Source organism: Rhodococcus sp. no. 34, from assembly GCF_054589475.1.
Genome location: NZ_BAAILK010000047.1, coordinates 314,594 through 333,308, shown reverse-complemented (window position 1 = coordinate 333,308; position 18,715 = coordinate 314,594). Strand labels below are relative to the sequence as shown.

General features: G+C 64.3%; 10 protein-coding genes. 8 read left to right on the top strand and 2 right to left on the bottom strand.

Annotated elements, in window-relative coordinates:
* The first annotated feature begins 135 nt into the window (after positions 1 to 135).
* The 7 genes from ACYP01_RS27270 to ACYP01_RS27240 all read left to right on the top strand — a co-directional run bounded on the left by ACYP01_RS27270 (position 136) and on the right by ACYP01_RS27240 (position 13,432).
* Positions 136 to 2,019 carry an alpha/beta hydrolase-fold protein gene (locus ACYP01_RS27270; protein WP_003943922.1) on the top strand — a complete coding sequence of 628 codons (1,884 nt, stop codon included), beginning with the start codon at positions 136 to 138 and terminating at the stop codon, positions 2,017 to 2,019.
* Between the two features lie 106 nt (positions 2,020 to 2,125).
* Positions 2,126 to 2,677: a DUF732 domain-containing protein gene (locus ACYP01_RS27265; RefSeq protein ID WP_003943980.1), complete on the top strand. Its 552-nt coding sequence runs from the start codon at positions 2,126 to 2,128 to the stop codon at positions 2,675 to 2,677.
* Positions 2,678 to 2,686: 9 nt separating this feature from the next.
* Positions 2,687 to 3,640, top strand: coding sequence for a cutinase family protein (locus tag ACYP01_RS27260; protein ID WP_003943848.1), 954 nt, complete (start codon positions 2,687 to 2,689; stop codon positions 3,638 to 3,640).
* Between the two features lie 205 nt (positions 3,641 to 3,845).
* Positions 3,846 to 4,841, top strand: a complete 996-nt coding sequence (locus ACYP01_RS27255) for an LLM class F420-dependent oxidoreductase (protein WP_459683153.1) — start codon at positions 3,846 to 3,848, stop codon at positions 4,839 to 4,841.
* 182 nt (positions 4,842 to 5,023) lie between these two features.
* Positions 5,024 to 6,913: a long-chain-fatty-acid--AMP ligase FadD32 gene (gene fadD32 / locus ACYP01_RS27250; protein WP_003943899.1), complete on the top strand. Its 1,890-nt coding sequence runs from the start codon at positions 5,024 to 5,026 to the stop codon at positions 6,911 to 6,913.
* Positions 6,914 to 6,950: 37 nt separating this feature from the next.
* Positions 6,951 to 11,894, top strand: coding sequence for a polyketide synthase Pks13 (gene pks13 / locus ACYP01_RS27245; protein ID WP_459683150.1), 4,944 nt, complete (start codon positions 6,951 to 6,953; stop codon positions 11,892 to 11,894).
* A complete protein-coding gene (locus ACYP01_RS27240; RefSeq protein ID WP_099696817.1) occupies positions 11,891 to 13,432 on the top strand; it encodes an acyl-CoA carboxylase subunit beta in 1,542 nt (513 codons plus the stop codon). The genes pks13 and ACYP01_RS27240 overlap by 4 nt, the downstream gene beginning before the upstream one ends.
* Here ACYP01_RS27240 and ACYP01_RS27235 read toward each other — a convergent pair.
* Positions 13,429 to 14,340: a LysR family transcriptional regulator gene (locus ACYP01_RS27235; protein WP_459683148.1), complete on the bottom strand. Its 912-nt coding sequence runs from the start codon at positions 14,338 to 14,340 to the stop codon at positions 13,429 to 13,431. The genes ACYP01_RS27240 and ACYP01_RS27235 overlap by 4 nt on opposite strands.
* Before the next feature lie 73 nt (positions 14,341 to 14,413).
* Here ACYP01_RS27235 and ACYP01_RS27230 point away from each other — a divergent pair, with 73 nt between their 5' ends.
* Positions 14,414 to 15,364, top strand: a complete 951-nt coding sequence (locus ACYP01_RS27230; protein ID WP_459683147.1) for a DMT family transporter — start codon at positions 14,414 to 14,416, stop codon at positions 15,362 to 15,364.
* Here ACYP01_RS27230 and ACYP01_RS27225 read toward each other — a convergent pair.
* Positions 15,361 to 18,663 (bottom strand): arabinosyltransferase domain-containing protein, encoded by a 3,303-nt coding sequence (locus ACYP01_RS27225; protein ID WP_030535817.1) that lies wholly within the window; start codon positions 18,661 to 18,663, stop codon positions 15,361 to 15,363. The genes ACYP01_RS27230 and ACYP01_RS27225 overlap by 4 nt on opposite strands.
* Positions 18,664 to 18,715: the final 52 nt, after the last annotated feature.

Sequence of the window (18,715 nt, the reverse complement as noted above, 5' to 3'; positions counted from 1 at the left end):
TTGCACCACCAGTAACAGCGCGGCTACCCCAAGCGGGGATCGTTTGCGTGTAGAAATAGTTTCAACGGGGGTCTGGCTGCTCAGGCGGCCACACGATCGACGCGCGGACCGAACGTAAGGAAAGAGAGTGAGCTCATGCGAGTAGGCCTTGCCACGGAGGACCGTCGCCGGTCCCGGGCAACCTTCCGGACAAAGGTCGTCGGCGCACTGGCAGCGATGCTGGTTCTGCCGATCGCCGCGGGCTTGACGACGGCCGGAACCGCGGCAGCCGCGCCGGCACCTGCTCAGGCCGCACCGGCCGCCACCCAGAACCCCACCGGAGCAGCGGTCACGAAGGTCGACTGGCTCAGCGAGCGTCGCGTCGCGCTGTGGGTGAACTCTCCCGCGATGGGCACCCCGATTCAGGTGCAGATCCTCTTGGCCCGCGATTGGAACGTCAATCCGTCGGCCAGCTTCCCCTCGGTCTGGATGCTCGACGGTCTTCGCGCGACCGACAACGAGAACGCCTGGACCTACGAGACCGACGCCGAGTCCTTCTACGCGGACAAGAACGTCAACGTCATCCTCCCGGTCGGCGGTCAGTCCAGCTTCTACTCCGACTGGCTCCAGCCCGACAACGGCAAGAACTACCAGTGGGAGACGTTCCTGACCAAGGAACTGCCCCCCATCCTCGAAAAGGACTGGCGGACCACGCAGACACGCGGTGTCGTCGGACTGTCGATGGGCGGCACGTCCGCCATGTTCCTCACGGCGCGCAACCCCGGCTTCTTCAAGTTCGCCGCTTCGCTCTCCGGCATCCTCACCACCACCTCGCTCGGCATGCCTCAGGCAATCCAGTTCGCGATGACCGACGCCGGTGGATACAACTCCGCCGCGATGTGGGGACCGCCGTCCAACCCGCAGTGGGCTGCACACGATCCGTACGCGCTCGCCGAGAAGCTCAAGGGCGTCAGCCTGTACGTCTCGAGTGGTAGCGGTACGACCGGCCCGTACGACCAGCCGTCGGGAATTCCCGGCGTAAGCACCAACTACGCAGGCATGGGCCTCGAGATCCTCGCTCGCCTGACCTCGCAGACCTTCGCGACCAAGCTCAACCAGCTCGGAATCCCCGCGCAGGTCAACTACCGCCCGTCCGGAACCCACTCGTGGCCGTACTGGCAGTTCGAGCTTCATCAGCTGTGGCCGCAGTTGGCCAACGCCATCGGCGTCGAGGTCGAGAAGCCGGCTTGCGGCACTTCGGGTGAGATCGGTGCGACGGCCGCAGCCAACGGCTGGATCGGTGACTGCATCACCCCCGAGTACAGCGTCGCGGGTGGCCTGGCACAGGACTTCCGCAACGGTCGCATCTACTTCACCAGTGGAACGGGCGCCCAGCCCGTCGCCGGTCGTATCGCCGGCGCGTACATGAACACCGGAGCAGCGGCCGGCCCGCTCGGCTTCCCGCGTACCCCCGAACTCGGTACCCCCGACGGACGCGGACGCTTCAACCACTTCCAGAACGGCTCCATCTACTGGACCCCGCAGACCGGCGCTCACCCCGTCAGCGGCGACATCCTCGCCGAGTGGTCCGCACAGGGTTGGGAAGGTGGCCCGCTCGGCTACCCGACTGCCGACGAGATCGCGACCCCCGGCAAGCCGGGCAAGGTCCAGGGATTCGAGATCGGCGCAATGTACAGCAGCGCCAACGGAACTCACGCGGTTCTCGGAATGATCATGGGCAAGTACGGCGAACTCGGCTGGGAAAACGGCTGGCTCGGATTCCCGAAGTCGAACGAGGTTCCGATCAAGGACAACGGACGCTTCACCGAGTTCGAGGGCGGCAACATCTACTGGAGCCCCGGCACCGGTGCATGGTCCGTCGAGAACGGTCCGCTGTTCGACGGTTGGAAGAGCGTCGGATACGAAGGTGGACGACTCGGATTCCCGATCAGTGACAAGTTCGACATTCCCGGTGGTGTCCAGCAGAACTTCCAGTTCGGCTACATCACGGTGATCGGTGACAAGACAGAAGTTCACTAACTCACAGTGGTGCACGACGGGCGGGCCCGATCACGGATCGGTGCCCGCCCGCGTGCGTTGCGTAACCTGTTGATGGACTTTCGACTGAAGGCAAGGACGGACATTGATGTCGCTTTTCTCGGGTAACCGAAACACTTGTGCACGCGCGATCGCGGTCGGCGCCCTGGCGCTCGCCACCGGTGGCGCGCTTGTCGCGTGCGGTAGTGACGACTCCACTGCAACCTCCAATCCGGTCACCACGACGTCCGCGGCGGCTTCGTCCTCGAGCGGTTCGGCATCTGCGTCCGCCTCTGCGACCACGACGGCGTCGGCTGCGCCCACCAGCCCGGGAGCCGCGGCCACCGCGCCGCCGGAGCAGCCGCAGAGCATCGAGGGCTTCCCGGGTCCCACAGTCGTCGAGGTCAGTCCCGAGGCACAGAAGTTCCTCGACGGACTGAAGGCGAAGGGCATCACCCCAGCCGGTGACGGAAGTATCGCCGTCAACACGGCCAATTACATCTGCGCTGCCGGTCCTCAGACCGACGACGAGGTCCTGACCTTCGTGACCGCCTTCGTCGGCCAGGAAGCGTCGGCGGAAGGCAAGCAGATCACTCCCGAGCAGGCAGGTGCGAACGCTCAGATCTACATCGACGTCGCCAACGCCACCTACTGCAAGTAGGCGCGGGTCATGGCGAGGTCTGGAAAGCGTCGTGGGTGCCTGATCCCGCTGCTGATCATTCTTGTGGTCGCAGCGGTCGTGATCGGCGGTTGGTACATCCTGGCCGGGCGGGTGCCTTCGCCGACTCCGATCCCGCCGAGCCCGGAGCCTCCGGTGTCTCAGCCGGCCAGTTGCCCCGATGTCCAGGTAGTAGCCATACCGGGTACGTGGGAGTCGAGCGCTACCGACGACCCGTACAACCCGACGGCCAATCCGGCGTCGTTGATGCTGAACGTGACCCGTCCTCTGCAGGAGAAGTTCGATACTTCACGGGCCGACGTCTACACCGTTCCGTATGTCGCACAGTTTTCGAATCCGGTTGCGATCCCGCCGGACGGACAGCAGTCCTACAACAACAGTCGGGCCGCGGGAACTGCTGCCACTAACGACTTTCTGATGAAGCGGCACGCCGAGTGCCCGCTCACGAGTTACGTCCTGACCGGATTTTCCCAGGGCGCGGTGATCGCGGGTGACGTCGCCGCGAGTATCGGCGACGGTACCGGCGCGGTGCCTGCCGATCTGGTTCTGGGCGTCGGCTTGATCGCCGACGGTCGGCGCGATCCGGCGTTCGGGAACACCGTTGGCCCGAGCGTTGCCGGTGTCGGCGCCGAGCTGTCGCTGAACGGGCTGAAGCTGCCCGGTCTCACGATGACCGGCCCGAGGCCCGGCGGGTTCGGTGACCTCAACGATCGGACCTATCAGATCTGCGCGCCGAGCGACGGTATCTGCGACGCGCCGGCAGCCGCTCTCAACCCGACCAACTGGCTGAGTTCGGCGCCGCGACTGCTCGAGTACTACAACAACCCTGTGCACGCGATGTACAACTCCTTCCAAGTCGATCCGAACGGCACGACGGCCACCCAATGGATGGCACAGTGGGCTGCGGAGAAGATCGACGCTGCACCGACGCCGCCCCACAGTTGAGTCACCGCCGCACTGTTGATTCGTCACAATCGGGCGTCTCGGGAGTTCGCTCGCGGGTAATCTGCTCGTTTGGTCCCGGTAGAGTGCTGCACGGTCCGGGGGCTTCCTCTACAGTGCTGTCACGTAAGTGACTGGCGAGTAGGTTCGATTTGTCCGAGTTTGTAGTTCGAGTACGACGTACGTGTCCATCACAGGAGATCGATATATGAGTTCCACCCACGGCAGCGATGCCCTACGCAAATTTCGGTTTGCGGCCGGTGGCGAGGGCAACGCCGAAGAGGGTGGTGCGCGACGCTTCGTCAAGCTCGCGCAGAAGGCCGAGGAACTCGGCTACGACTCGTTCATGATTCCGGATCACCTGGGTAATCAGGTCGGCCCGATCGCCGCTCTCGGAGCGCTCGCGGTGGCCACCAACAAGATTCGTCTCGGCACCGCCGTGTTGGCCAACGGCTTCCGTCATCCTGCTGTGCTCGCGAAGGACGCGGCGACTATCGACGTGCTGTCCGGTGGTCGACTCGAACTCGGTATCGGTGCGGGCTGGATGAAGGAAGAGTTCGACAAGGGCGGCATCGCCTACGAAAGTCCGGGCGTTCGCATCGAGAAGCTCGAGGAGTCTCTGCAGATTCTCGATGTTCTGCTGCGCGGGCAGGAATGCACTTTCGAAGGCAAGCACTATCAGGTGCGCGGCCTCAAGGGCAGCCCGCGACCGCGGCAGGGCCCGCGGCCACCGATCATCGTGGGCGGCGGAGGCCCGAAGATGCTTGCTCTCGCGGCGAAGTACGCGGACATCATCTCGGTCGCCACACCCACCAACCGTGACGGGCGGCTTCTGCTCTCCGGAATCACGATGGAAAAGACCATCGAACGTGTCGAGCGGATCCGCGAAGCTGCCGGCGAGCGTTTCGATGAGATCGAACTCAACTGGACCATCACCATGATCATGATCACCGACGATCGAGAGCAGGCTGCCGAAATGGCAATCGCCGCTCTGGACCAAGGTTTTCCGCCGAACATCGAAGTGGATCGTAAGCTGAGCGTGGAGGAGCTGTTGAACTCTCCATACCTGGCTGTGGGCACTTTCGAGGAAATCGCAGACCAGATTCGACTGGTCCGCGAGAAGACGTCGATGTCGTACGTCGGGGTCTTCCCGACGCAGATGGAAGCGTTCGCCCCGATCATCCCGTTACTGGCGGGCGAGTAGGCCGGAGAATACGGACGATGCGAATCTGTAACATATCGATGGTTTGGGATCGATGAAGTGATTCAGGTGAGTTGCGCACAAAGTGCGATTCGATTGATCGAAGATGGACCCGAGAGAGCGAAGGAAGTCTGGGGCGCAGGCATGAAAGACAGTGCTTGTGTGATCGCTTCGGAGGAGATGGAATGAACGCGCTGTTCGATGGCTTTCTCGACGAGAAGGGCCAGATCCGCCTGCAACCAGGCTTCACGCTGGTCGACTACGTCGAGCAACACTCGCGTGTCAACGCGGACGAGCTCGCGTATCGGTACATCGACTACTCACGCGAGCGTGACGGTGAAGCCCTGGAGCTGACCTGGGAGCAGTTCGGTGTGCGTCTGCGCGCTGTTGCAGCCCGTCTGCAGCAGGTCACCAAGCGTGGCGACCGCGTCGCGATTCTTGCTCCGCAGGGACTCGACTACGTCATTTCGTTCTTCGCGGCCATTCAGGCCGGTTCCATCGCGGTGCCGCTCTTCGATCCGGACGAGCCCGGTCACACCGACCGTCTTCACGCTGTTCTCGGTGACTGCAAGCCGACTGCGATTCTGACTGCCGCATCGTCGGCGGCCGGTGTTCGCCAGTTGTTCCGCTCGCTTCCCGCTGCCGAGCGTCCGCGCATCATCGCCGTCGACGCGATTCCCGATACCGTCGGTGAAACGTGGGTTCGTCCCGACATCGAACTCGACGACATCGCGTACCTGCAGTACACCTCGGGTTCGACCCGAGTTCCCGCCGGTGTGGAGATCACCCATCGTGCTGTCGGAACGAATGCGCTCCAGATGGTCGACTCCATCGAACTCAACGAGGACTCACGCGGCGTCACGTGGCTGCCGCTGTTCCACGACATGGGCCTGCTGACGGTCATCCTGCCTGCTCTGGGCGGCAAGTACATCACCATCATGAGCCCGCGTGCTTTCGTGCAGCGGCCGTACCGGTGGATCAAGGAACTTGCTGCGGTTTCCGACGGCGCCGGCACCTTTGCTGCCGCTCCCAACTTCGCTTTCGAGCACGCTGCCGCGCGTGGCCTGCCGAAGGACGGCGAGACCCTGGACCTGAGCAACGTCATCGGTCTGATCAACGGCAGTGAGCCGGTCACGACGTCGTCGATGCGCAAGTTCAACGACGCTTTTGCTCAGTACGGTCTGCCCAAGACTGCGATCAAGCCGTCGTACGGCATGGCCGAGGCGACGCTCTTCGTCTCCTCGACCAAGCATTCCGACGAGGCCAAGGTCATCTACGTCGACCGCACGGAACTCAACAAGGGACGCATGGTCATCGTCGACCAGTACTCCGAGAACGCAATCGCACAGGTCTCCTGTGGGTACGTCTCGCGCAGTCAGTGGGCGGCGATCGTCGATCCCGAGACGCTGACCGAGGTCCCCGACAATCACGTCGGCGAGATCTGGTTGCACGGCGAGAACATCGGTATCGGCTACTGGGGTCGCCCCGACGAGACGGCGGAGACCTTCCACAACAAGCTGGACAATCGGTTGAGCGAAGACAGCCACACCGAGGGCACGCCGGCGGATGCCAACTGGATGCGTACCGGCGACTTCGGCGTCTACGTCGACGGCGAGCTGTACATCACCGGTCGCGTCAAGGACCTCGTGATCGTCGACGGTCGCAATCATTACCCGCAGGACCTCGAGGCTTCGGCTCAGGAAGCCAGCCCGGCTCTGCGCCCCGGCTTCATCGCTGCGTTTGCCGTACCGGCCAACCAGCTGCCGTCCGTCGTGTTCTCCAACACGCACTCGGGTCTGAAGTTCGACGACGACGATTCCTCGGAGCAGTTGGTCATCGTGGCCGAGCGTGCTCCCGGCGCAGGCAAGGCCGATCCGCAGCCGATCGCGGACACCGTGCGTGCGGCGATTTCTTCCCGTCACGGCGTCACGGCCCGAGACATCCTGCTCGTCCCCGCGGGCTCGATTCCGCGTACGTCCAGCGGCAAGATCGCTCGCCGCGCGTGTAAGGCGAGCTATATCGAGGGAACGTTGCGAGGCGGCTATCAGCAGACCGCATTCCCCGATAGCGTTTGAGGAGCAGTCCCTTCATGATCGGTGGCTTGGTGAGTTGATGGTTGAACAAGATGGTGCGCAGAGCAAAGACGTTGTGAGCGAAATGAGTGTCGCGCAGCTGCGTGAGTGGCTTCGCAATTGGATCGCCAACGCGACCGGTCAGCCGGCGGGGTCGATCACGGACGATCGCCCGATGGAAGAGTTCGGGCTCGCCTCGCGGGACGCAGTCGCTCTGAGCGGAGACATCGAGGATCTGCTCGGCGTCACGCTGACCGCCACGGTTGCCTATCAACACCCCACCATCGCTTCGCTGGCTACTCGGATCATCGAAGGTGAGCCCGAGGCGCCGGAGGAGACCGTCGACGCCTCGTATTACGTCTCAGGCGGCACGACGGACGCTCACGACATCGCCATCGTCGGACTGTCCACACGATTCCCCGGTGCCGGGCACACGCCTTCGGACATGTGGGAAATGCTGGCGGCCGGACGCGACGGCATCAGCGACCTCCCCGAGGACCGCTGGGCCGAGTTCATGTCGGATCCCGCCATCAAGGCCGCGGTCGAGAACGCGAACACCAAGGGCGGGTACCTCGACGACGTCAAGGGCTTCGACGCCGAGTTCTTCGCGATGTCTCCGCTCGAGGTCGTCAACGTCGATCCGCAGCAGCGCCTCGCACTCGAACTCGCGTGGGAAGCACTCGAGCACGCTCGCATTCCGGCCAGTGGGCTCAAGGGCAAGCAGGTCGGTGTTTTCATCGGCAGTTCCGCCAACGACTACCAGCTGCTCGCGGTCAGTGATCCGACGACGGCGCATCCGTACGCGTTGACCGGAACGTCGACTGCCATCGTCGCGAACCGGGTCTCGTACTTCTTCGACTTCCGTGGACCGTCCATCGCTCTGGACACCGCGTGTTCGTCTTCGCTGGTTGCCGTTCACGAGGCTGTGCGCTCGCTGCGCAGCGGTGACTCCAACATCGCGCTGGCCGGTGGCGTCAACATGCTGCTGGCCCCTCCCGGAACCCTCGGTTTCGATCAGACCGGGATGCTCGCTCCCGACGGAAAACTGCGTGCCTTCTCCGCTCAGGCTCAGGGAATCGTTCGCAGTGAGGGCGGCGGACTCGTCGTGCTCAAGCGCCTCGAAGACGCCGAGCGTGACGGAGATTCCATCCTCGCGGTGATCGCCGGATCCGCGGTCAACCAGGACGGCCGTTCCAACGGTCTGCTCGCACCCAATCCCGATGCCCAGGCCGACGTGTTGCGTTTCGCGTACCGCGACGCCGGAATCTTGCCGACCACCGTCGACTACATCGAGGCGCACGGAACGGGTACCGATCTCGGTGATCCCATCGAGGCCGACGCGCTCAGTCGTGTCGTCGGTCGTGGTCGTGACGAAGACAAGCCGGCACTGCTCGGTAGCGCGAAGACCAACTTCGGGCACCTGGAAGCAGCTGCGGGCGCCGCCGGCCTGATCAAGGTCGTTTTGGCGATGCAGGAAAACAAGATTCCCGCGACGATCAACTACCTGGGCCCGAACCCGCACATCGACTTCGAGAAGTCGCACCTGCAGGTGACGCCCGAGGCCACCGACTGGCCGCGTTACACCGGCAAGGCTGTCGCCGGTGTTTCCGGTTTCGGTTTCGGCGGAACCAACGCGCACGTCGTGGTCAAGGAATACGTGCCTGCCGAGACGGTAGTCGATGAACCGGTTGTGGATGCCCCGGTGGTCGACGAACCGGCAGCAGAGAACGAGAGCACCGTTGTGCTGGCCGTGTCCGGCGCGCTGCCGTCGCGTCGTCGCCGCGCAGCCGCTGACCTGGCCGACTGGCTCGAAACCGAAGAGGGAAGCAAGACGCCCCTCGCCGACGTCGCCCGCACACTCGCGCGTCGCAACCACGGACGCTCGCGCGCCGCTGTTCTGGCGAAGACGCGCTCCGAGGCCATCAGCTCGCTGCGTGCCGTCGCCGCGGGCAAGCCTGCTCAAGGAGTCTTCTCCGCCGACTCGCCGTCGCCCAAGGGCGCGGTGTGGGTGTTCTCGGGCTTCGGCTCGCAGCACCGCAAGATGGCCAAGCAGCTCTACACGGAGAACTCGGCCTTCAAGGCGGCCGTCGACGAGGTCGACGCGCTGATCCAGGACGAGGCCGGTTACTCGATGGTCGAGATGTTCCTCGACGATTCGATCGAGTACAACGTCGAGACCGCCCAGGTGGGAATCTTCACCATCCAGGTCGGTCTGGCCGCGTTGCTGCGTCACCACGGCGCCGAGGCCGAAGCCGTGGTTCCGCACTCGATGGGTGAGGCCGCTGCCGCGTACGTTTCCGGCGGCCTGAACCTGGAAGACGCTGTCCGCGTGATCTGTTCACGTTCACGGCTGATGGGTGAGGCCGAGGGCGCACTCGTCGGTGACGACATCCGTCTGATGGCTCTGCTCGAGTACAGCGCATCCGAGATCGAGGCGCTACTGCCCACGTACCCCAAGCTCGAGGTCTGTGTTTACGCAGCTCCGACGCACACGGTGATCGGTGGACCACAGCCGGACATCGAGGCGATCGTCGCGGCCGCCGAGGCCGACGGCAAGATGGCGCGTGTCCTGCAGACCAAGGGCGCCAGCCATACTTCGCAGGTAGATCCGCTGCTCGGTGAGCTTGCCGCCGAGTTGGCCGGTATCGAGCCGACCACGTTGAAGCTCGGCGTCTACTCGTCCGTCGACAAGGACACCTTCTACCGCCCCGGTCACGAGCCGATCCATCAAGAGGCGTACTGGGTCAAGGGTCTTCGCCACAGCGTGTACTTCACCAACGCGGTACGCGGTGCAGTTGCCCACGGCCACACCACTTTTGTCGAGCTTGCACCCAATCCGGTGACGTTGATGTCGGTGGCGGCTACCGCTTTCGATTCGGGCCTGCACGACATGGAGCTCATCCAGACGCTCAAGCGTAAGGAAGACGAGTCCGCGGGTGTTCTTGCCGCTCTCGCACAGCTGTACGTGCACGGCCATGCCGTGAACCTCGAGTCTCTGCTTCCCGCAGGCGATTTCGCTTCGGTGCCGCGTACCGCATTCCTGCGTAAGCCGTATTGGCTCGACATTCGCGTCAGTGCCGGCGGTGCGGCTCGCGTACCCGGTTCGCACGTCGCTCTGCCCGACGGTCGCCACGTGTGGGAGGTCGACGCATCCGCCGTCACCGATCTGGCTGTGCTCGTGAGCGCTGCTGCCGGACAGGTGCTCTCGGATGTCGCTCTCACCGCTGCCGTTCCCCATGGTGAGCTGGCCGGCGCTGCGACCCTGACCACGACACTCAACCCGCATCCGGGTGGAGCGTCGGTGCAGGTGCACGCTCGTGAGGGCGCTACGTTCCGTCTGCTCTTCGACGCCGTCGTCACGTCGGGTGAGCCGCTGCCCGAGCTGGTCGTCAGCGCGCCGGTCAAGACCAGTGCGCCGATGGAATCCCTGGCCGAGGTCGTCGAAGACGCCGGAGACAAGTGGGATCCGAACGGTTCGCAGAGCCTCGACGACCGCCTCAAGATCGTGGTAGCCGAGTCGATGGGGTACTCGCCGGAGGATCTGCCGGCCGAGGTTCCGCTCATCGAACTGGGTCTCGACTCGCTCATGGCGATGCGTATCAAGAACCGCGTCGAGTACGAGTTCGACATTCCGCAGCTCCAGCTCCAGGCAGTCAAGGACGCGAGCCTCAACGAGGTCAACAAGTACCTGCGCTACGCGATCGACAATCGCGAAGAGGTTCAGGCGATGGCCGACAAGCAGGCCGCGGAGAAGTTGGCGGCCGACGCTGCTGACGAGGACGTTGCTCCCGCCGAGGTGGCAGTGGAACTACCTACCACTGCTCCGGTTGCAGCTGCGCCTTCCGATCCTTCTCGAGCCGGAACTGCCGACGACGCAGGCTCGGACGTTCCGCCGCGAGATGCGGCCGAGCGCTTGACGTTTGCGACGTGGGCGGTTGTCACCGGGAAGTCGGCCAAGGGCATCTTCAACGATCTGCCGATCGTCGGTGACGAGGTCGCCGAGAAGCTTGCTGCTCGGCTTTCCGAGCGTGCCGGCGGCGAGATCACTCTCGACGACGTTCTCGACTCCACCACCATCGAAGAGCTTGCGGACGTCGTTCGCCAGTACCTCGAGGACGACGGCAAGATCGACGGACTCGTACGTACTCTGCGTGCCCGTCCCGAAGGTTCCACTGCCGTACCGGTATTCGTATTCCATGCTGCCGGTGGTTCGACGGTGACGTACGAGCCTCTGCTCAAGCGCCTGCCCGCCGGCACGCCGATGTACGGATTCGAGCGGGTCGAGGGCTCGATCGAAACCCGTGCTGCTGCTTACGTTCCGCTGCTGCGTGAGATCCAGGGCGACGGGCCGTACGTGCTGTGTGGCTGGTCGTTCGGTGGCGTGATGTCGTATGCGGTCGCGAAGTTGCTGCGCGAGCAGGGCGCCGACGTGCGTGTGGTCGGGCTGCTCGACACCGTCATGGCCGGCGAGGTCGTGCCGGACACCGAGGCGGAACGACGCAAGCGCTGGGAGCGCTACGGCAAGTTCGCCAAGCGCACCTACAACCTGGATGTGCCGCTGCCGCTTGACGTTCTGGCTTCCACCGAAGCCGACGAGGATCAGATCCAGATCTTGATGGACATGATCAAGATGAGCGGCGCCAAGATTCCCGGCGGCATCATCGAGCATCAGCGGACGTCGTGGTTGGACAATCGCGCCATCCAGACGGCCGAGTTCAGCAGTTACGACGGCGACGTCGTGCTCTACATGGCTGACAAGTACCACGACGAGCTGATGACGCTCGAGCCTGCATTCAAGACCCGCAAGGCGGATGGTGGCTGGGGTGACTACGTGAAGAACCTCGAGGTCGTCTACATCGGAGGGGACCACCTGCAGATCGTCGACGAGCCGTACATCGCGAAGGTTGCGGCAGACCTCACCACCAAGCTGGCCCAGATCGAGACAGCTCAGACCAAAGCAGCGGAAACCGGAGTTCAGAAGTGACGACAACCACCGCGGAGAAGCTCGCTGAACTCCGCGAAAAGTTGGAGAAGGCAAAGGAACCCGGCTCGGCTCGGGCCATTGCCAAGCGCGATGCAGCAGGGCACAGCACGCCGCGCCAGCGCATCGACATGTTGCTCGACCCCGGTAGCTTCATCGAGATCGGTGCCCTGGTGAAGATGGCGGGCGAGGGCAACCCGTACAGCGACGGCGTCATGACCGGTCACGGAACCGTCGACGGGCGTCCGGTAGCCGTGTTCGCGCACGATCAGACGGTGTTCGGCGGTGCCGCCGGAGAGATGTTCGGCCGTAAGGTCGCAGCTGTCAACGATTTTGCGCTGAAGGTGGGCTGCCCGGTCGTCGGTATCAACGATTCCGGTGGAGCTCGCATCCAGGACGCCGTTTCCTCGTTGGCCTGGTACGCCAACATGGGTTCACGTCAGGAGCCGTTGTCCGGCCTGTGCCCGCAGATCTCGGTCATCCTCGGTAAATGCGCCGGCGGTGCCGTGTACGCCCCGATCAACACGGACGTCGTGGTCGCGACCGAAGAGTCGTACATGTTCGTCACCGGACCCGACGTCATCAAGTCGGTCACCGGCGAAGAGGTCAGCCTCGAGGACTTGGGTGGAGCCCGCAAGCAGGCGGAGTACGGAAACATCCATCACGTCGCTCCCGACGAGAAGGCTGCCTTCGACTGGGTGCGTGAGTACCTGAGCTTCATGCCGTCGTCATGCCAGGAGAAGGCGCCGCTGATCAACCCGGGCCTCGAACCCGAGATCACCGAGTCGGATCTCGAACTCAATGCGTTCATGCCGGATGCCGACAACGCCGGCTACGACATGCACGACATCATTCTGCGGATCTTCGACGACGGCACTTTCCACGAAATCGGAGCCCAGGTCGCGCACAACGTGATCACCGGATTCTCCCGCGTCGACGGCCTGCCCGTCGGTGTCGTGGCCAACCAGCCCACGTACCTCAGCGGCGCCCTCGACGCGGACAGCTCCGACAAGGCCGCCCACTTCGTGCGTCTGTGCGACGCTTTCAACATCCCGCTCGTCTTCGTCGTCGACACACCGGGCTTCCTTCCCGGCGTCGATCAGGAAAAGGTCGGCGTCATCAAGCGCGGCGGGCGTTTCCTGTTCTCGTACATCGAAGCCACTGTGCCGAAGGTGACTGTGGTGGTTCGTAAGGCGTACGGCGGCGGTTATGCCGTCATGGGTTGCAAGCAGCTCGGTGCCGACATCAACCTCGCGTGGCCGACCGCTCGTATCGCCGTGATGGGCGCCGAGGGTGCCGTCAACATCATGGGACGTCGTCAGCTCGCCGAGGCGGGAGAGAACGCACCCGCGGTGCGTGCTCAGTTGATCAACTTCTACAACGAGTTCGTCGCGACGCCGTACATCGCGGCTGAGCGCGGATACATCGACGCGGTGATCGAGCCTTCGCAGACGCGTCTCGAAATCCGCAAGGCTCTGAAGTTGCTCAAGGACAAGACGATCTTCAAGAACCCGCGCAAGCACAACTTGATGCCGCTCTAATTCTTCTTGTCACAGAGGGCGTCGAACTGGCGGCGTAGCGCTTCTATCGCCGCCAGGACGGCAGGTCTTTCGCTGTCGGTCCGCCAGGCGAGGTAGATGTCGCGGCCCAGCGGCGGAAGGGTGTCGAGCATTCGAACACCTTCCGGTGGTACAACTCTCGCCAGACGTGGAATCAATGCGACGGCGAGGCCCTGAGCGACGAATTCGACCTGGGTGGGAAACTCGGCGACCTCGTACTCGATTCGTGGGTCGAACCCCTGCGCGCGCAGGGTCCGGACGGTGAAGGTGTGAAAGTCCGTTCCCCGTGTCCACGTCGCCCAGGCATGCTCGGACAGCTCGCTGAGCGCGACGACCTTGTTCTCCGCCAGCGGATGTGACGCCGGGAGAGCGAGCAGCGCCACGTCGTCGTACACGGGCGTGAAGGAGAGTCCGTCGGGAAGTTCGACGGGCAGAGTGCTCCAACTGTCGACCACCACGACGTCGAGGTCGCGGCGAATCAGTGCGGGGAGCAGTTCTTCGGATTCGCCTTCGTTGAAGGTGATTTCGAGCTGCGGGTGCGCATGCCTGATTTCGGCGATGGCTCGCGGCAGCACCGTCCTGCTGGGGGAGACCAGGGCGCCGATACGTACGCGGCCCGTCACCTCGCTCTGCAGCGACGCGATTTCCGCCTCGGCCTGGGCGAGCGTCGAGAGAACCTCTGCGGTTCGGCGCGCGAGGATTCGGCCCGCTTCTGTGAGTCGCACACCGCGGCCCTGCGGTTCGAGGAGCGGAACACCGACCTCTCGCTCGAGTTTGTTCAACTGCTGCGAAATCCCGGACGGTGTGACATGCAAGGTGCGGGCGGCAGCCGCCACTGATCCGTTCTCGGCGACGGCGTGCAGGGCGCGAAGTCTTTCGAGATTCAACACAGTAGTAATGCTACCGAATATACGGTCTGAACATTTGCTTGTGCTGAATAGTTAGCGGCAGGAACATTGTCGAGTGACCACACTGACCTCCGCGACCGCGCAGACACCGACACCCACCCGAACTCCTCGGGGGCGCATCGACCCTCGATTGCTCGTCGTCGGAGGCGCAGCCGCGATCTCGATCAGTTCGCTCCTCATCAAGTTGGCTGATGTCGGGCCCTCGACGGCCGTCTTCTTCCGTTGCTTCCTGGCACTGCCGCCGCTGTTGTGGTTGGCGTGGCGGGAGTACCGCCGGGTGGGCAAGCCGAGCCGGCGGGCAGTCCTTCTGCAGGTGCTCGGCGGTCTGCTGCTCGGACTGGATTTCGCGTTGTGGTCGCAGTCGATTCTGATGATCGGCGCGGGGATGGCGAGCGTCGTCGTGAACGTGCAGGTGGTCGTGGTGCCCGCACTGTCCTGGTTGGTGTTCGGCCATCGGGTGCCGATGCGGTTCGTCTTCGCCCTGCCGTTCATGTTCACGGGAATCGCCTTGGCGGGCGGCGTGTTCGGAGGTGGGGGAACCGGCGACGACTTGCTGTGGGGAACGGCGCTCTCGCTCGTCTCCGGAATCGCCTACGGCGGCTACATCTTCGTGGTCGGCCGGACGGGCGAGGCGGATCGGGCAGCGAGCCAGGTGTTGATCTCGACGACGTCCGCGGGCATCGCCGGGTCCGTCATCGGATCACTGTGGGGCCGGATCGATTTCGTCCCGGGCTGGGAAGCGTTCGGCTGGCTCGCGGCACTGGCACTGGTCGGCCAGGTGTTCGGCTGGATGCTGATGGGGAACTCGCTCCCTCGGCTTCCCGCCGAGGTGGGCGCGACGCTCCTGCTCATGCAACCGGTACTTGCCGTACTGCTGGCGGTCGTGCTGCTCGGCGAACGGCCAGGCGTTGGGCAACTACTCGGGTGCGTCGTCGTTGTCGGAGCGGTCTCTGCCGTCTCCGTACGTCGCACCCGAGCAGTCACCCGAGTAGGTAGCGCAGGCTAGTGCACTCGCATCTCGCCGGGCATCCACATGCCCGAGCGGGTTGCGGTGCCCGTCTCCACCTCTGCCGGAACAGCATTCGGGAAGTACCGGTCGTACCGCTCGAGTGATCCCCAGTCCCGCGCCCAGTCGTCCTTCAGGTACGTAGGAACCGTCGTCGCACCGGCAAGAACCTCGGTGAATCCGAGCGGGCCACCGTTGTCCGCGGACTGCCAGGTGTCGGTGGAACTGACGGCCAGGGGACGGTCCGGGAGGATGCGGAAGTTCGGCATCTCGGCCACGCCGTTCTGATGTGTGAACGGACGTTGGCACGGGAACTGAAGGCCGACAGCCCAGTCCAGGAGGACCGGCTGCTCGTTGCCGATGTACGAGTTCAGGGACTCGAGCTTGGGCACGCGCGGCGGCGTGAATGCCATCCACTGATCGCCCGTGAGATTGGGATCGAACGCGACCACCCGAACGGCGTCGGCGTCCGGCGCGAGTTCGTCGATCGGGATACGGACGTTGCGCCACGACGGCGCGGGTCCGATGTCTCGCGGCATGTACGAACCCTGAACCTGCACGGTTCCGTCGGGCTGAGTCTTGCCGTACTCGACCAGCAGCGACTGGCCGTACGTGATCGCACCCGTGTTGTCGACGGACCACACACGCCCGGCGACGGACATGACCACTAGCGGTGATTCTTCACTGCGAGTGGGCAATCCGTACCAACTCGAGATGAGGGAAGCAGGTTCCTGCACGCCGGGCTGGTAGCTGCCCATGACCGGTGTCTTCGACGGATCGAGGCCGAAGGGGAGCTTGGCCGTGCTGCCGTTGACGCCGACGTTGCCGGTGCCGCCGCTGGTTCCGGCGCCGGAACCGGTGGCGAAGGTGGGACCGACGCTCTGGCTGTCGGTATTACCCATGCCCTGCTTGACTTCGATGTAATCCGCAGTCAGATCGCTGGGAACCCCATTGGGGGAGAAGCCCTTCGAATCAACTCCGGACAACGGATCCTCGGCGTTGAATCCGGGAGCGGTCAGAGGCCGCAGATTCCCGGAATTGACGTCGGTCTCGACCAGAACGTCCTCGGCCATGCCGCAGGTCTTGCCCGCGAGTGCCTCGATGTTGCTTCGGCCCAGCGAGTACGCCGGGTACTGCGACACTGCACCCTTGAGTAGCGAGAGCACCTCGAACAGGACCATCAGACCGGCAATCACGGTGAGGGGAGCGGCCGCGAACTTGCGAATTCGTCTGCCCTTGGCCGTGTTCGGCTTCTCGGGCGGGGCGGCGAATCCCTCACGCAGGTACTGCCAGGCGGCAAAGGCCAAGGCGAGAGCAAAGAGCGCGAGGAACAGGGTGTTGGATTCACGGCCGTCGTAGGAGATGGTCTTGTCGAACCACGGCACGCCGTAACTCGAGACGTACCAGTAGCCGTTGATGCCGGCGAACGTCAACGCGAGCATCAGGAGCAGTCCGGCCACGAACACCGATCGGTTACGACGCGAGCGCAGGGCGGACGCGGACACGGCCACGGCGGTCAGCGCGGCGAGAGAACCGGCGATGCCCGCGTACGCACCGAAGTGGTGAGTCCACTTGGTGGGGTTGAACATCATCAGGAACATCGTGCCGAAGACGACGCCGACCAGGCGCCACGACGGACCGGTTGCCGCGCCGGGGACGCGGCCGCGGCGCAACAACACGAAGAGCGTCGTGAAGAGGCACAGGATCATCGTCAAGAACGCGAAGCGTCGGGCAACCGAGCCGTCGACCGTCTGGACGAAGAGGTAGTAGTAGCGCAGGAAGTCCTGGTACCACTCGAGATTGGGGCCGATGATCGTTCGGACGCGCGTGGCTTCCATGACGCCGGCAAAGGTCTGGTCGGCGAAGATGACCACCAGCACGATGGTTCCGGCAGCGGCGATCGGAGCGAGAAGCGGCAGGGTGCCGACCAGTCGGTGACGCTTGACGACGATGCGCACCAACGGGCGCACACCGGCGAGAAGGGCTGCGATACACATCAATCCGGTGGGTGCGGCGGCAAGAGTGAAGGCGCCGATCAAGATTGCCGTGGCCGCGGGCAGCAGACGTCCGGTGGCGATGGCGCGCTCGATGGAGCACCAGGTGAGCAGTGCGCCGAGAGCCACGATGGGCTCGGGGCGAAGACCGTTGTTGTACGCCAGCCAGAAGGACAGGAATACCAGACCGCCGGTCCAGAGGGCGACGTTGCTCCGGCGAACCGCCCGGCCGAGACGCGGGACGACCTCGCGGCTGATGACCATCCAGCACAGGATTCCGGCGAGCAGAGCGGGCAGACGCATGAACGGGCTTGCGGTCGAGATCTTCGCCATCACGGCCAGCACTTCGTAATACCAACCGAACGGGGCCTCGGGAACGCCGAACCAACGGAAGTAGTTGGCCATGTATCCCGCGTCCGGTGAGACTCGAGCCATGGTGAGGAGGTAGCCGTCGTCGGCGGTGTTCGCACCGATGAAGTGCCACACGACGAGCGTGCCGACCACCACTCCGTCGATACCGGAGAACTTCCACCAGCGTGCGGGCAGGAAGCGTCGGTGCTTGCGGCCGTCGGTGCCGTCGAGGCGAGCCAGGGCGACCAGCGCGACGATGGTCGAGAGGACGGCCACGATCATCGCGACCAGCTTCAAGACGCTGGGGCTCGAGGAGAAACGTGAGTCGATCGTCATCGAGAAGCCGAGGCCCTCGGGGGCAGCGCCGTCGGGCAGGTCGCTGAAGACGCCGACCACCTGCGGGCGGAAGTCACCGTCGAGCTGGCCACGAATCGGGTTGCCGTCGGGATACGTCAGTCCGACGAACTCTGCCGTGGTTCGGTTGACGTCGGAGCTGAACGCGATGGCGCCACAGCGACTGGACTCGACGTCCTCGCGTGCCGCCGAAGCGACGACGACGTTGCGATCGAGCACGTCGACGCTCGTCGCGGACACCCGGACGAACATCGACGACAGTGCCGCGCCGTCGCCCTGTGCAGGTGCCGTCGACAGCAAGATGCCGCCGCCCTCGGGCAGCGAGCTGACCGCGGTGCAGGGGATCGATGCGTTGACGTCGATGGGAACCTGCGCCATCAGAGGTGCCTCGACGTCTCCGATCACGCCGTTCTGCGGCCAGTTGACCGAAGCCGTCGTCTGCACGACGGGAAGCAGCGGAGTTGCCAGTGCGAGCACGAAGCCGAGCAAGCCGGCGATGATCGCGACCCATCGCGTGCGATGGAAACGCTCGCGGGCATCCTGACCAGCAGGAGGCGGCGAACTCGAAGTCTGAGGTGAAGCTGTCACGGCGTCGGGCACGGCTACCGATGGTATGTCAGGGCTGAGCGTGGACCTACCGTGCCCAGGTGGT

Bases quoted from the DNA above. Each gene is read 5' to 3' on its own strand.
- fadD32 (WP_003943899.1), top strand. From the start codon at position 5,024: ATGAACGCGCTGTTCGATGGCTTTCTCGACGAGAAGGGCCAGATCCGC.
- ACYP01_RS27255 (WP_459683153.1), top strand. From the start codon at position 3,846: ATGAGTTCCACCCACGGCAGCGATGCCCTACGCAAATTTCGGTTTGCG.
- ACYP01_RS27270 (WP_003943922.1), top strand. From the start codon at position 136: ATGCGAGTAGGCCTTGCCACGGAGGACCGTCGCCGGTCCCGGGCAACC.
- ACYP01_RS27260 (WP_003943848.1), top strand. From the start codon at position 2,687: ATGGCGAGGTCTGGAAAGCGTCGTGGGTGCCTGATCCCGCTGCTGATC.
- ACYP01_RS27265 (WP_003943980.1), top strand. From the start codon at position 2,126: ATGTCGCTTTTCTCGGGTAACCGAAACACTTGTGCACGCGCGATCGCG.
- pks13 (WP_459683150.1), top strand. From the start codon at position 6,951: ATGGTTGAACAAGATGGTGCGCAGAGCAAAGACGTTGTGAGCGAAATG.